The sequence below is a fragment of the Ruegeria sp. BHSA123 genome, from assembly GCF_059613425.1.
In genome coordinates this window covers 78745-92659 of sequence record NZ_JBXWSL010000004.1, presented here as the reverse complement: position 1 = coordinate 92659, position 13915 = coordinate 78745, and the positions used below count along the sequence as shown (strand labels likewise).

General features: G+C 58.0%; 18 protein-coding genes. 7 read left to right on the top strand and 11 right to left on the bottom strand.

The window, feature by feature from the left end:
* Positions 1-7: 7 nt before the first annotated feature.
* Positions 8-1486 carry a glycerol kinase GlpK gene (glpK, locus tag AC2FNC_RS03415; protein WP_496714619.1) on the top strand — a complete coding sequence of 493 codons (1479 nt, stop codon included), beginning with the start codon at positions 8-10 and terminating at the stop codon, positions 1484-1486.
* On the opposite strand, the gene smpB is transcribed toward glpK, so the two are convergent.
* The 6 genes from smpB to arfB form a co-directional block, all read right to left on the bottom strand.
* Positions 1483-1959, bottom strand: coding sequence for an SsrA-binding protein SmpB (gene smpB, locus AC2FNC_RS03410; protein WP_267365868.1), 477 nt, complete (start codon positions 1957-1959; stop codon positions 1483-1485). The genes glpK and smpB overlap by 4 nt on opposite strands.
* Before the next feature lie 58 nt (positions 1960-2017).
* The gene (gene idi / locus AC2FNC_RS03405; protein ID WP_480606113.1) at positions 2018-2560 is read right to left on the bottom strand and encodes an isopentenyl-diphosphate Delta-isomerase; all 543 of its coding nucleotides are present in this window, start codon (positions 2558-2560) and stop codon (positions 2018-2020) included.
* Positions 2561-2760: 200 nt separating this feature from the next.
* A complete protein-coding gene (locus AC2FNC_RS03400) occupies positions 2761-3174 on the bottom strand; it encodes a c-type cytochrome (RefSeq protein ID WP_480474528.1) in 414 nt (137 codons plus the stop codon).
* Positions 3175-3287: 113 nt separating this feature from the next.
* Entirely contained in the window at positions 3288-4304 is a 1017-nt protein-coding gene (locus AC2FNC_RS03395; protein ID WP_480606202.1) for a P1 family peptidase, read from the bottom strand.
* Between the two features lie 82 nt (positions 4305-4386).
* On the bottom strand, positions 4387-5133 hold the full coding sequence (locus tag AC2FNC_RS03390) for an SDR family oxidoreductase (RefSeq protein ID WP_480487861.1): 747 nt from the start codon (positions 5131-5133) through the stop codon (positions 4387-4389).
* Positions 5134-5193: 60 nt separating this feature from the next.
* On the bottom strand, positions 5194-5613 hold the full coding sequence (gene arfB / locus AC2FNC_RS03385; RefSeq protein ID WP_480474524.1) for an alternative ribosome rescue aminoacyl-tRNA hydrolase ArfB: 420 nt from the start codon (positions 5611-5613) through the stop codon (positions 5194-5196).
* Positions 5614-5974: 361 nt separating this feature from the next.
* On the opposite strand from arfB, the gene AC2FNC_RS03380 reads away from it, so the two are divergent.
* Positions 5975-6361: a YybH family protein gene (locus tag AC2FNC_RS03380; RefSeq protein WP_496714618.1), complete on the top strand. Its 387-nt coding sequence runs from the start codon at positions 5975-5977 to the stop codon at positions 6359-6361.
* 40 nt (positions 6362-6401) lie between these two features.
* On the opposite strand, the gene AC2FNC_RS03375 is transcribed toward AC2FNC_RS03380, so the two are convergent.
* Both AC2FNC_RS03375 and mgtE read right to left on the bottom strand, forming a co-directional pair.
* Complete coding sequence (locus AC2FNC_RS03375; protein WP_480606122.1) at positions 6402-6851, bottom strand: CBS domain-containing protein; 450 nt, start codon at positions 6849-6851, stop codon at positions 6402-6404.
* A 56-nt stretch (positions 6852-6907) separates the two neighbouring features.
* On the bottom strand, positions 6908-8272 hold the full coding sequence (gene mgtE / locus AC2FNC_RS03370) for a magnesium transporter (protein WP_496714617.1): 1365 nt from the start codon (positions 8270-8272) through the stop codon (positions 6908-6910).
* Between the two features lie 96 nt (positions 8273-8368).
* Between mgtE and AC2FNC_RS03365 the strand changes: the two genes are divergently transcribed.
* From AC2FNC_RS03365 to AC2FNC_RS03350, 4 genes are read left to right on the top strand one after another with little or no spacing between them, the layout of a single operon-like run.
* On the top strand, positions 8369-8647 hold the full coding sequence (locus AC2FNC_RS03365) for a hypothetical protein (protein ID WP_480474516.1): 279 nt from the start codon (positions 8369-8371) through the stop codon (positions 8645-8647).
* A gap of 5 nt (positions 8648-8652) precedes the next feature.
* Positions 8653-9153 carry an ATP-dependent zinc protease family protein gene (locus AC2FNC_RS03360; RefSeq protein WP_480474514.1) on the top strand — a complete coding sequence of 167 codons (501 nt, stop codon included), beginning with the start codon at positions 8653-8655 and terminating at the stop codon, positions 9151-9153.
* Positions 9150-10055 carry a 30S ribosomal protein S6--L-glutamate ligase gene (gene rimK, locus AC2FNC_RS03355; protein ID WP_480474512.1) on the top strand — a complete coding sequence of 302 codons (906 nt, stop codon included), beginning with the start codon at positions 9150-9152 and terminating at the stop codon, positions 10053-10055. Before AC2FNC_RS03360 ends, rimK begins: the two co-directional genes overlap by 4 nt.
* 5 nt (positions 10056-10060) lie before the next feature.
* Positions 10061-11095 carry a succinylglutamate desuccinylase/aspartoacylase family protein gene (locus AC2FNC_RS03350; RefSeq protein ID WP_480474510.1) on the top strand — a complete coding sequence of 345 codons (1035 nt, stop codon included), beginning with the start codon at positions 10061-10063 and terminating at the stop codon, positions 11093-11095.
* A 49-nt stretch (positions 11096-11144) separates the two neighbouring features.
* On the opposite strand, the gene AC2FNC_RS03345 is transcribed toward AC2FNC_RS03350, so the two are convergent.
* Together AC2FNC_RS03345 and AC2FNC_RS03340 are read right to left on the bottom strand one after the other, a co-directional pair.
* The gene (locus AC2FNC_RS03345; RefSeq protein ID WP_496714616.1) at positions 11145-11480 is read right to left on the bottom strand and encodes an SPW repeat domain-containing protein; all 336 of its coding nucleotides are present in this window, start codon (positions 11478-11480) and stop codon (positions 11145-11147) included.
* Between the two features lie 48 nt (positions 11481-11528).
* On the bottom strand, positions 11529-11777 hold the full coding sequence (locus tag AC2FNC_RS03340; RefSeq protein ID WP_480474506.1) for an EF-hand domain-containing protein: 249 nt from the start codon (positions 11775-11777) through the stop codon (positions 11529-11531).
* Positions 11778-12033: 256 nt separating this feature from the next.
* Between AC2FNC_RS03340 and AC2FNC_RS03335 the strand changes: the two genes are divergently transcribed.
* Positions 12034-12900 carry a LysR family transcriptional regulator gene (locus AC2FNC_RS03335; protein ID WP_496714615.1) on the top strand — a complete coding sequence of 289 codons (867 nt, stop codon included), beginning with the start codon at positions 12034-12036 and terminating at the stop codon, positions 12898-12900.
* A 338-nt stretch (positions 12901-13238) separates the two neighbouring features.
* Here AC2FNC_RS03335 and AC2FNC_RS03330 read toward each other — a convergent pair whose 3' ends face one another.
* Positions 13239-13883: a queuosine precursor transporter gene (locus AC2FNC_RS03330; protein WP_480494975.1), complete on the bottom strand. Its 645-nt coding sequence runs from the start codon at positions 13881-13883 to the stop codon at positions 13239-13241.
* Positions 13884-13915 lie beyond the last annotated feature (32 nt).

Sequence of the window (13915 nt, the reverse complement as noted above, 5' to 3'; positions counted from 1 at the left end):
AGCGGACATGACCTATGTTTTAGCAATTGATCAGGGCACCACGTCCTCGCGCGCGATCCTGTTCGACGGGCAGATGAACCGTGTTGGCACCGCTCAGCAGGAGTTCCCCCAGCATTTCCCGCAAGAAGGTTGGGTTGAACACGACCCCGAGGATATCTGGTCCAGCGTTCTGCATGTGTGTCGCGAGGTGATGGAAAGCGCCGGTGTTTCGGCTGACCAGATCACCGGTATCGGCATCACCAACCAGCGTGAAACCACCGTGGTCTGGGACAAGCAGACCGGCAAGGCCATCCATAACGCGATTGTCTGGCAGGACCGCCGCACCGCCGAAATCTGCGCCCGATACAAGCAGGCCGGGTGTGAGGATGACGTCACCGCCCAGACCGGCCTGCTGCTGGACCCTTATTTCTCGGGCACCAAGGTCAAATGGCTGCTGGACACCGTTTCAGGCGCACGCGCGCGGGCTGAGGCCGGAGAGTTGCTGTTCGGCACCATCGACAGTTTCCTCATCTGGCGTCTGACCGAAGGTCGTGTCCATGCCACTGACGCCACCAACGCCGCCCGCACCCTGCTGTTCGACATTCACAAAGGCGCCTGGAGTGCTGAGATTTGCGAGTTGCTGGATGTACCCGTTCATATGTTGCCTAACGTGCAGGATTGCGCCTCGGATTTCGGCGCAACCACCTTGCTTGGCGGGAACATCCCCATTCTGGGTGTGGCAGGCGATCAGCAGGCGGCCACCATCGGTCAGGCCTGTTTCCAGCCCGGTATGATGAAATCAACCTATGGCACGGGCTGTTTCGCACTGCTGAACACGGGCGCGCAGCCGGTTGAATCGAAAAACCGTCTTCTGACGACAATCGCTTACCAATTGGACGGTCAGCGCACCTATGCGCTGGAAGGGTCGATCTTTATCGCCGGGGCCGCCGTGCAATGGCTGCGCGATGCGTTGCAGATCATCGATTCGGCCCCGCAAAGCGGCGATCTGGCAGCGCAGGCCGACCCGAACCAGCATGTGATCCTGGTGCCCGCATTCACGGGCCTTGGGGCTCCTTACTGGAAGCCGGATTGCCGCGGTGCGATGTTCGGTCTGACGCGCAATTCCGGCCGGGCCGAGATTGCCCGTGCCACGCTGGAAAGCATCGCCTTTCAGACCCGCGACCTGTGGCACGCCATGCAGGGCGACTGGGGGGCCGAGGCGGATGTCATCCTGCGCGTCGATGGCGGGATGAGTGCATCTGACTGGACAATGCAAGGTCTTTCAGATTGTCTGGGTGCCCCGGTGGATCGCCCGGTTATGCAGGAAACGACCGCCCTTGGCGCCGCATGGCTGGCAGGTATGAAAGCCGGGATATACCCGGATCAGGCCGGTTTTGCCCAAACATGGGCGCTGGACCGCCGGTTCGAGCCAACGCAAGAACAAGCCGAACGCGACGCGGCCTATGATCGCTGGCAACGGGCGGTTCAAGCGGCGATGGCGTTCTAGCTGTGATCTTTCAACAAGCGCTGCTTCTGCCTTGACCAGTCACGCTTGGCCTGAGTTTCGCGCTTGTCGTGGGTTTTCTTACCCTTGGCGATGCCGATTTTAACCTTGGCCAGTCCTCTGTGGTTGAAATACAGAACCAGCGGCACCAGAGTCATGCCCTTGCGCTGCGTCGCGTTCCACAGGTTCGACATCTGCTTGCGGGACACCAGCAGTTTGCGGCGGCGACGTTCTTCGTGCTTGAACATCTTGGCCTGCTCATACGGCGCGATATAGCTGTTGACCAGCCAGAGCTCTCCGTCATCGACCGTGGCATAGCTTTCGGCGATGTTCGAGCCGCCCGCGCGCAGGGATTTGACCTCGGACCCTTGCAGGATGATGCCACATTCAATGTCCTCTTCGATTGCGTAATCGAAGCGGGCGCGCCGGTTTTCGGCGATTACCTTGTAATTCGGGTCTGTCTTCTGCTTGGCCATGACGCGTTGATTTAGGCGGCTTGGGCCGCCCTTGCAAGGCAGGGATTTTCGGAGTGCGTCAGGATTTGGCAGAAATGATCAGGTCCGGGCCGAAAATCGTGTCCGCATGGTTGTGCAGGTAGATTTTGAGCCACGGTGTAAACCGGTCCGGGTGGCGGGCCACTTCGGCCAACAGGTCATGGTAGTCGATCCAGCGGATATCCATGACTTCGTCCGGATTAGGTGCGATTTTCAGCGGTCCGCGCACATGGGCCAGAAAAACGTCGACAACTTCGTTTTCCACCATGCCGTTCCCAACATCGGCGTGGTATTCCAAACGGTGACGGTATTCAGGGTAAAGACCTGTGATCCCCAGCTCTTCGTTCAAGCGGCGCACGGCGCAGGTTGAGGAGCTTTCGTCCCAGTCGGGATGCGTGCAGCAAGTGTTCGCCCACAGGCCGGGCGTGTGGTATTTGCCCAGCGCCCGGCGCTGCAACAAAATCTCGGTGCCCCTTACGACAAACACCGACACGGCCTTGTGCTTGAGGCCCTTTTCGTGAGCTTCAAGTTTGTCTACCGGGGTCAATTCACCATCAACCCAAGCCGGGATCATAATGCCCATCTGTCCTCTCCTGCTGCCAATCCGCCTGACGGGCGCTGATGTTGGGTTTAGCTATTGCCGGGTCGGCTTGGCGTTGCGGCACACTCTGCGGTTTGCCGTCAGATACCAAAGTGGCGCTGTTCTACACTGGTATCAATCGCACCAAAGGCCGCAGGGGCTGCGGCCTTTGGTCCTTGTGCGTGGGTGCACAATGCTAGCGTTTATTCGCCTGATACACTGACTATATAGGCAAAGACGTCTTCACTGCCACTTTTCAGCTTGAAGGTCATTTTCGACTTGGCAGCGGTGTCGTCCAAATAAGATTGCAGGAAGCCCTTAGGGTCCTGCGTGTATTCCACAAAGGACGTCTCATCCCAGACCAAACCCTTCTCACCGGCTGCGACGATGCTGTCGCCATATTTGAAGTCTTCGTAGGTTCCGGCAGTGCGGCCAGCGACGCCATAGAGGTTGGGGCCGGTTTTTCCGCCTTTGACGATGACTTCTCCGGCCGGATCAGCGATCATGTGGCAGGACTTGCATTTGTTGAAAGCTTTCTCACCGGCTTCGGCATCGCCTTCGGCATGAGCGGGCAGCGCCAGCAGGCCAGCGATTGCGATAGTGAGGATACGATTCATAGCTTGTGCTCCGATACAAATTGGCTGCACCGAATGGACCCCCGGCGCATAAAAGTGTCAACGCGCGGATTGCCGCGCGCATCTACAGTGCCACTGCGACACATGGTGTGTCCTTAACTTAAGTCATGTACAGTGGTCCAGCAGGGCAACAGGTCTCCTTCCGCCGGGGTCGCCAGATAGACCGCCCGCGCAATGGCCCGGGACAGGCACAGCGAGGCCGCGTGCCCGATCAGAGTGAGATCGGCCTCTGACTGCAACGGACGTGCTGCTGTGCTGAGGGCAAAGACCAAATCGCCGTCGTTGGGGGTATGGGCAGGCAGGATGGCCCGCGCGATTCCGTCATGCGCCGCTACTGCAAGGCGCTGGCATTGTGGTTTGGTCAGAACGGCATCGGTGGCGACAATGGCGATGGTCGTGTTTGTCTGTTCGGGTTCCGCTGGACTCATGGCCAACGCCTTGCGGCTGCGGCGGATCCGGCTTTGATCCGGCGACATATCGGGGCCCAGCCCGCCAAATTCATCGCCAACTTCGAAGGGGGCTGCCCAGAAATGCCGGTCACCCGGTGTTGTGACACTGCCCAGCGGGTTCGCCGCAACGAGGGCCCCGACCGTGACTCCATCAGGCAGAATGGACGAGGCAGAGCCAAGCCCGCCCTTCTGCATTGCGGCCAACGCCCCGGTGCCCGCCCCGACGGACCCCAAATCAAAATCTTTTGAAGCGCCCAGATAAGCAGCCCGCCCCAGCGCACGATAGGGGTTTTCCGCCCAATCCTTTGCACCGCCATTGAGCAGGTCAAACAGGATCGCGCCGGGAATGATCGGAACCTTCGCTGAACTGACGGGAAACCCGCGCCCTTCAGCCCACATCGCATCTGAAACACCCGAGCAGGCGTCCAGTCCAAAGGCCGATCCGCCGGACAGAACCAGCGCGTCCACCCCTGTGACGGTTTTATCAGGCGCAAGCAGATCGGTTTCGCGCGTACCCGGTGCCCCGCCCATCACATGGACCGACGCAACGAACGGTTTATCTGCCGTGAGGACCGTGGTCCCGGACTTCAGCGCATCGTCCTGAGCGTTTCCAACTGCCAGGCCGGGGACATCGGTAATCAGGTTTCTTGGTCCAGGGATCATCTTGAACTCGGGATTGGTGCGGGGAAGCGCGCGGGCGCGCGCTGCCTCTGGCGGGGATATTTTTGGCCAGATGAAGATCGGATCAGATACATCGGCCGCCATCGACCTCGAGCGCGGTGCCGGTGATCATGCTGGCCTCGTCCGAACACAGGAAACAGGCGGCGTTGGCCATATCTTCGGGTGTTGAAAACCGTCCCAGTGGGATGGTCGCCAGGAACTTGGCGCGGATCTCGGGCGTGTCTTCGCCCATGAAAGATTTCAACAGCGGTGTTTCGCCCGCCACTGGGCAGATCGCGTTCACGCGTATGCCGGTTGGGGCCAGTTCGACCGCCATGGTCTTGGTTGCAGTGATCATCCACCCTTTGGACGCGTTGTACCAGTTCAGATTCGGGCGCGGAGACAGGCCCGCCGTCGAGGCTACGTTCAGAATTGCACCCGCGCCGCGCGCCTTCATATGGGGAACAAATGCCCGGGCGGTCAGATAGACGGACTTCATGTTCACCTTGAAGACCCGGTCGAAATCATCCTCGGTGACATTTTCCAGAGGGGTTGGCAAGTGGGTGACACCTGCGTTGTTTACCAGAATATCGAGCGCCCCAAAGGCGGCGAGTGCCGTGTCCGCCATCTTTTGAACTGAAGCCCTATTGCCGACGTCGACCTGGTGCGCCAATACCCCGGCCCCAAGTTGCCCCGCCATATCAGCGGCTGCGTCACCATTGATGTCCGCGATCATGACGCGTGCGCCTTCGGCCAGGAATTTCTGCACGATCCCCGCGCCAAAACCCGATGCACCACCGGTGACGATTGCGGTTTTTCCCTCCAGCCTCATGACGTTGCCCTTTTGCAGCCTTTGCGGGCCAGACTATCAACGCCCCGGCAAGATGCCAGATCAATCTTCAGACACCTTGCCCCGCAGCGCCTTGACGTCGCCACGCGCCTTTTTCGCGGCAAGTCGACGCTTGACCGAACCATAGGTCGGTTTCGTTGCGATCCGCCGTTTGGGTTTGACCAGCGCGCGGGCGATCAGTTCTGCCAGCCTCGCGCGCGCGATTTCACGGTTGCGGGCCTGCGAGCGTGTTTCCTCACATTGAATGATGATTGCGCCATCTTTGGTCCAGCGTCGCCCGGCCAGTCGCTTTAGCCGGGCCTTGACCGGATCGGGCAAGGACGGTGAGCGTACCGCTTCGAAGCGCAGCTCGACTGCGGTCGACACCTTGTTGACATTCTGCCCTCCGGGACCGGACGATCGTACAAAACTTTCGGTCATTTCCCAGTCTTGCAGAGCAATATCTTCGGTGATGCGCAGCATGTCAGTGTCAGCTTGGTGACTTGGGCGAATAAAAAGGAAGAGTCGCGATCCTGACCCGAGCCGTCGGAAACCCGCAACAAGCGGGCGGGCGTAAGCCATAGCGGCACAGCATTTCAGCAAGTCTCCTCATCCTCGGTGCCTAGCGCAGTGCATATGTGCGATCAAGCCTGCTTTGGCAGTTCGCGCAATGCAGAATCCTGGCGGTGGCTGGGACGTCCGTTCGCATCAGTTGCGTTCGCCGTCAGGTATTCCAAGCCCAGCTCATTTAACGTCAGGTGCCGCCAACGCTGTGGCCATATTGCGTTACTTATGCAGAATCGAATGCGCGAAGGGCTGCAACGATCTTTCGTGAATGTTGGTTGTGAAAGGGATCGTCATGGATATGAGGCGCGTGCTCGAAGACTTTGATGAAGCGTACAATCAGGCATTTAACCGAGGCGATGCTGCTGGCTGCGCTGCGTTCTTTACCGAAGACGTCATGTTGTTGGCGCCCGGAGAACCCCTGCTGCGCGGGCGCGAGGCGTTCATCGCAGCCTATCGGGAAAGAATTAAAGAAAACACCGGTGGAACGCATACAAATGAGTTGATCGATTTCAGTGTGGATGGAGATACCGCCTATCAGGTCGGGTCTTTTGCTATCGCTGATTCTGACCCGCCAGAGAAAGGGAAGTTTGTGAACGTCCTGAAACGCCAGACGGATGGCACCTGGAAAGTCAGCATTTCCATCTTTAACAGTGACTTTCCATAGCGGCCCTGAATGTAGAGTGAGCAGACATGGAACCGGGGTGTCAGGCTATTGATTGGCCCTGAGCACCGCGGGCGATGTCACGCAACACATTCAGCTCCAACTCGTCTTCCTCATGCACCCGTGCCAGGATTTCTTTACTACTGACGATGGCAATTGCTTTTCCATTCTGAGTTACGACAAGATTTCGGATTTTGTGTTTGGCCATCAGATTAAGACCATTGGACAACTTCGAGCCCAGCGCGCAGGTGACAGGTTTTTCCGTCATCCAGTCACCCACTGTCTGCTTGTAGAAAGCTGAGCCGGAATCCGCCAGGCACAGCAGCACGTCATGATCCGTGATTATCCCGACCAGCTTCCCTTCGCTGAGAACCGCCAGCGCGTTCACATCCAGCAACGCAATGGTGACGGCCGCATCGAACACCGTTGTGTCAGTGTCGCAAAATGGCGGCTTTTTAAGGTTCTGCGTTTTGACAATGCTTGAGATCGTCATGTCTTCCTCGTGGTTGAGCGCCCGACCCCTGTGTTGATCGGGGTGCATGAAAAACACTAATTCAGGAGCGGCATCATCGCTGTTGCAAGGCTCAGGACCAGGAAAAACCCTGCCATGTCTGTGATCGTTGTCAGCAAAGGGCCACTGGCGACCGCCGGGTCCTGACCGATGCGCTTTAACAGCAAAGGCAGAACGCCACCGATCGATACCGCGATGATCGTGTTCAAACCCAGCGCGCCGCCAATCACCAAACCCAGAAACGGGTTTCCTTTCCACATCCAGGCAACGAGTCCGATCAGCAGGCCAAGGACACAGCCGTTGATGATGCCGACCGAAACCTCTTTTAGCCAGACCCGCATAGCATCAATGGGCCGGACCAGACCAAGCGACAGCTCGCGCATGCTGACCGCAACGGCCTGATTGCCGGAACAACCGCTCATATCCGAGACCATCGGCAGGAACACAGCCAGAGCGATCACGGCAGAAAGGGTCTGTTCGTAGGCGGCAATCACGCTGGCCGCGATTACGTTGAGCACGATGTTGGCCGACAGCCATTGAAGCCGCCGCCGCGCCCTGAGCGGCAAAGGCATCGATCGCAGTTCGTCTCCAAAGACACCATGGCGTTTCAGGCTTGCCGATTCCGCGCGCTTCAGCAGGGCCTCATTCACGGCAGAGCGGGAAACGACACCCACAAGATTCCTGTCCGTTTCGACAACCGGCAACCCAAGAAAAGGGTGCTCATCGAAAAGGTCCTCCAGTTCTTCCAGCGGCATGCTGGCCGGAACCGTGATAGGGGGCACCATGATATCGGTGAGTTTGATGCTTCGCCGTGTGGACAGCAGGCTACGTAATGAAAGCACCCCGACAGGCACGCCATCGGAATTCAAAACGTAAGGGTGCTGGCCACGGTAACGTTCAAGGTCGTACTCTTCATGAGCGAAACGCCGCAGAACCTTTCCGACTGTATCACCATCGGAAAAGGTAAAGGCTTCGGCCACCATCAGACCACCGGCGACATCGTCGTCATACTCGACCAGTCGCCGGACATCCGCCGCATCTTCCGGATTCATCCGGGCAAGGATCGCTTCTGCATCGGCGTCTTCAAGTTCCCCGATGACATCCGCCTGAATGTCGGAATCCAGCTCAAGGATAATTTCGGCGGCCTGATCGGAAAACATGCGTTCAACAAGATCGACCGCCAGCGCGTTTGGCGCTTCTTCGACCAGTTCGGCCGCACGTTCCGGCGGCAGCAACGAGAGCGCGGCGCTTCGCTGGTCAACGGGCAGGTTGAGCAATTCCCGCAAGGCATCGCTGAGCGAAAGCGGATCAAGCAGGTCTGCCAGCGCCGCCCCGTCGCGATTTTCCAACGCCAGCTGAAGCTGCGTCCCTGTTTCCCTTGGTAAGGAGTCCGTATCGCTCATCCGCCGACCTGTGGGGGTAAAAGTTTCTTACTTTCACCCATATAACAGAAAATATTTGCCTATAGACAAAAAAATTTCTGATTTGTAAGAAAGTGCATGCAGGAAAATGACTGGATATCAGCCGCAGCCGAACGTCTGGCCGCCTTGTACGATCAGGAGTTTGGCGGCAAGGTCAGCGGACGGTATCGCATTCCGGACAAGCTGGTGCGTCGGATCGCCAGGCGCAGGCGTTTGTATGAAACAGATATCCGCGCCCTGTCGATCGCGCTTTTTGAACTTGGGTACGTGTTAATCGATATGGATAGTTTTTACGTTGTAATGAGCGCGAATTCGTTTGTGAATTACCGGCGCGCCAATGATGACAGCGTGGCTTAGTCGCCATGGTCAAACAAACAGGATACCCCGAAGTCATAGGATGGCGCGAGCGGATCAGCCTGCCTGATTTCGGGATCGAGCATATTCCGGCAAAGATAGACACAGGTGCCAGAACCGCAGCCCTGCATGCCGTGGACCAGACCGTGTTCGAGGTTGATGGCGAACGATGGGTCGAGTTCATGATCCCGGTCCATAACCGCCGGTCATCGGGCCGGGTGCGTACGCGGGTTGTAGACGAGCGGGAAATCAAGAACACTGGTGGCATTCCGGAACGCCGGTTGATCGTCAGAACACAGCTTCTGCTTGGACGGCATCGGTGGCTAATCGACGTTTCGCTGGCCAATCGCGCGAGGATGGAGTTTGATCTGATCCTTGGCCGTACCGCCATTCGCAGGCGTGGGATCCTTGTCGATCCCGGCCACTCATATCTTCTGGATGCACGAAAAGATCCGAAAAAGATGAAAAGCAAGACAAGATCCAAGGACGCAGAAGGACGACATCAATGAAGCTTGTCATGCTTGCCCGGAATCCAAACCTGTATTCCCACCAGCGTCTGAAAGAGGCTGCTGAACAACGCGGGCACCAGTTGGATATCGTGAACACGCTACGCTGTTACATGAATATCGCGTCGCGCCGACCCGAGGTTTATTACGACGGTAAGAAGCTTGGGCGCTATGACGCGGTGATCCCACGGATCGGCGCTTCGGTCACATTCTATGGGCTGGCCGTGTTGCGGCAGTTCGAAATCATGGGTGTCTTTCCGCTCAACGAGTCGGTTGCAATTGGCAGATCCCGTGACAAGTTGCGGTCCATGCAGCTGATGGCACGTGACGGGATCGGATTGCCGGTCACCACCTTCGCGCATGACCCGAAACAGACCGACGAAGTTCTCAAACTGGCAGGGGACGCTCCGCTGGTGGTCAAGCTGCTGGAGGGCACGCAGGGCATCGGCGTGGTGCTTGCGGATTCAAACCGGTCGGCAAAATCCGTGGTCGAGGCGTTTCGCGGTGCCAAGGTCAACATCATGGTACAGGAGTTCATCAAGGAAGCAGGCGGCACGGATATTCGTGCGCTTGTGGTCGGTGGAAAGGTGATCGCGGCGATGCAACGAAAAGGGGCCGAGGGCGAGTTCAGATCAAACCTGCATCGGGGTGGCAGCGCCAAGCCCATCAGAATCTCGCCCGAGGAACGCTCGACAGCCGTGCGTGCGGCCAAAGCGATGGGCCTGAATGTCTGTGGTGTCGATATGCTGCGGGCCAATCACGGTGCCGTGGTTATGGAAGTGAACTCCTCACCCGGGCTTGAAGGCGTTGAAAAGGCCACCGGCATCGATGTCGCGGGCAAAATCATCGAATTTCTCGAAAAGAATGCGGCCAAAGGCAACACGAAGACACGAGGCCGTGGGTAGAGGCGATGCGCGGTCCCTTTGAAATCGGGGGTTTTCGCGTACCGCCCGGTACACGAACCACTCTGGATTTGCCGGTCAGCGTGCTGTCGGATCATACCCCAGTGAGCATGTCAGTACACGTGGTTCACGGCCGCCGCCCCGGACCGGTCCTGTTTGTCAGTGCCGCCGTTCACGGCGATGAGGTGATCGGCGTGGAGATCGCACGGCGGCTGCTTCGGGCGCCACAGCTTGACAAGCTTGCGGGTACCTTGCTGGTTATCCCGATCGTGAATGCCTTTGGTTTCATGACACATTCCCGATACCTTCCTGACAGGCGCGACCTGAACCGATCCTTCCCCGGCAGCGAAGGAGGGTCGCTGGCCGGTCGGCTGGCGCATCTTTTCATGACCGAGATCGTCGAGCGGTCGGACCTGGGGATTGATCTTCATTCTGCCGCGATACACCGCACCAATCTGCCGCAGATCCGCGTCTCTCCGGCTTCGGATGTCACCCTCAAATACGCTGATGCGTTCGGTGCGCCTGTTGTGCTGATTTCAAAGCTGCGCGACGGGTCACTGCGCAAGGCCGCGCAAGAGCGTGGTGTGGATATCCTGCTGTTCGAAGGTGGTGAGGGTCTGCGTTTCGACGAACTGTCTGCGCGGGCGGGGGTTGCAGGCATCCTTCGGGTGATGAACGCAAAGGGAATGGTTGCCAAGCGTGGCATCGCCGCTGTGCGCGAAAAGCCTGTCCATGTCAGGTCAAGTTCGTGGATGCGCGCGCCCGCCGGTGGCCTGTTGCGGACTTTCAAAGCCGCCGGAGAATACGTCGCCGCTGGTGACCTGCTTGGACGCATTTCCGACCCGTTCGGAGAACTCAGGACCGATATCATCTGCGAAACCACGGGTATCATCGTTGGGCGTACAAATCTGCCTGTCGTTCATGAAGGCGACGCGTTGTTTCATATAGCTGAAACGACCGGCTCGGATGTCGAAATGCGGGTCGATACGATTGCCAGCCAGCTTGACGGCGATCCGATGTTCGATGAGGACGAGATCATTTAGATTTTGGAGCCAAAAGAAAACGCGGGGCAGTTGCCCGCCCCGCGCCAGCCTACAGGATTGCACGCAATCTGTTGCTCGCCAGCGCCTCCCAAGCGGCGAGCGCGATCAGCGCAGATCCCGTGAGCCAAGCATTTGCCACTGCCACACCATGACCGGTAAAATGCAGCACCTCCGGCGCGGCGATCAGTATTGCCCCAACCGCCAATACCGGAGCCACCCGTGCGAGAAGGTGGCCCCGGCCGCTAGCGCCTGACATGACCAACACACCAATACCGATCGTCATGAAGGCGAGCGACTCACGGTCAGACGAACCGTGAGCTAGGGTTTTCTGGCTGAACAGTACAAATGGGGACAGCACTAACCAGATACCCATCCCGGCAAGCATCCACCTGTAGGGTGGAGAGGGGTTTCTCATGTTCTTGGCAACCCCGGCTTATTCGTCACCTTTGGGATCAGGAAGCAACTCGGCCTCGACCGCGGCGACCATTTCTTCGTCATTGACGAAACCATCGGCATCCGTGTCAATTTCGGCAAAGCTCTCACTGGTAATATCGGGGTACTTTGTCTGTAGCTCGGTCAGCGAAGCCAGACCATCACCGTCCGTGTCCAGTCCTACCGGCAAGGCAGCGGCCGGAAGGGCAAGGAATGACGCGAGCAGAGCAACAACAGAAACTCGACTCATTTTGTTCTCCATCAGGGAATGGGCGGTTTACCCATTGAGGGGTTGGTGCAGCGCTAGGGTGTCGGAGGCTTATCTAAGGCAGACAGATTGCACCTGTTCCGCAGATCGGGTTGTCCACTTTGCGATGAAAACTGTTGATTGGCGGTCCGATCCGGTGGGGGCACTTTCGCGCTACAAGGCGTATATCGCACATTCGCATAGCGTTGAATAACGAATTTATATCGCCAATAATATCGAATATTCAAATAGGTGAACGATGGATATTGAACTCGCCCGAACCTTCCTTGCGGTCGTTGAAACCGGCACTTTTCTTGATGCAGCGGACAAGGTCCATGTTACGCAATCGACCGTCAGCATGCGAATCCGAACGCTCGAACAACAGCTTGGACAGCCCGTGTTTGAACGCAGCAAGTCTGGTGCGACCTTGACCATTGCCGGTCGACATTTCCTCAAACATGCACAGGTTCTGGTGCGAACGTGGACCCAGGCCAAGCTGGATGCCGGTCTGCCTGCCTCGATGGCAGCTGCTTTGGAAATCGGCGCAACACCAAGCCTTTGGGACGGCTATCTGATCAACGCCCTTCCCAAGTTGATGGCGGCACTACCTGACGTCGCTATCCGGGCGACAGCGGCCCCGTCGGAAACACTCACGCGCGAGATCGAGGAAGGCAACCTGGATCTTGCCATCATGTACCGGCCGCGAAACGCACCTGGCTTGACCGCGCTCCAGCTTTTCGAGGACGAGTTTGTCCTTGTCAGCAGCGGCCCGGAAGCCCTCCCCGCTGATCTGGGTAACGCTTATATCCTGATAGACTGGGGCCCGGAGTTTCGCGCCGATCATATGCTGAACTTTCCAGGGCTTGATGCGCCGCGCCTTCAGTTGGGCATAGGCACCCTCGGCCTGCAATATCTTCGGTCGGTTCCCTCGGCCGGATATTTCCCAAGGCGCGTTGTCGAACCGGAACTTTGCAACGGGTGGCTCAAGCTGGTCGAAACGGCACCCAGATTCGCTTATGCCGCCTATGTCGTGTTCGATGAAAGTGAGGAAGAAGGATATCCGGGTCAGGCCGCTCGGCAGCTTTGCCAGACATCAAGTGCACGCGGCCAGGCACCGAAGCTTTGACAACACGTATTCACGCCTTTGCCGCGATCGGGTTCTAACATTGGATCGAACTCAGCCAGCCCCAGCGCATAGTGAATTTTGACCGCCCCCAGAAGGTGACGGGAACAAAAAGGGCCGCCCCAGCAGGACGGCCCTTCGAAAGTTCAGGAGGTCGGGTCGGTTAGATCAATCGACCAGCCGGAGCGAGCGCTCCGCCAAGGGCTGCCCTAACGGGCGATCCCCCCGGTTGTTCCGACACCTCTCTCCAATCTCTTTCTTGACACTGGATCACCTCCTTTTCTATCTGTTGCGGTTGAAAAGAAGCGTGCCACAAGTTGTGCCATTCTCAAAGCGTTTTTTTACACAGGCTGCGCAGTCAGCCGCGCAACGATCACCTTGAACGGGATCAGGGCGATCAGCGCCAGTGAAAGCTTCACCATCCAGTCCGCAAAAGCCAGCGTCACCCAAAGCGGTGCCATCGGGCCGGACAGCATGAAAGGAACAGGTTCCCACGCCCAGTTGATTGCAGCGTCGGCATTGGCGCCGAAGAAGGTGACCGAAGCCGAAAAGGCAAGCGTGAAGAAGATCGCGGTATCCAGTGCCGACCCTACCAGCGTCGACACCAGCGGCGCACGCCACCAGCGACCACCGCGTAGGGAATTGAACACGGTAACATCCGTCAGTTGCGCGATCAGGAAAGCGGTTCCCGATGCAACGGCGATGCGCAGCGGTACGGCAGCATAGGTGAACCCGTCACCCTGCAACATGATCTGGCTGCCGATCAGCGAACAGATGACACCGGTGACAAATCCGGCAAACACGACCTTGCGGGCCGGACCAACGCCATAGACGCGGTTCATGATGTCAGTGACCAGAAAGGCCAGCGGATAGGTGAAAGCACCCCAAGTCAGCAGCCCGTCAAGGATCAGGAACTGGACCAGAATGTTCGAGGCCACAACAATGGCGGCCATGGCAATAATGCCGGGAATAAAGTTACGTTGCATGTTTTGATGCCCGTTTTGACAAGGTAGCGGCG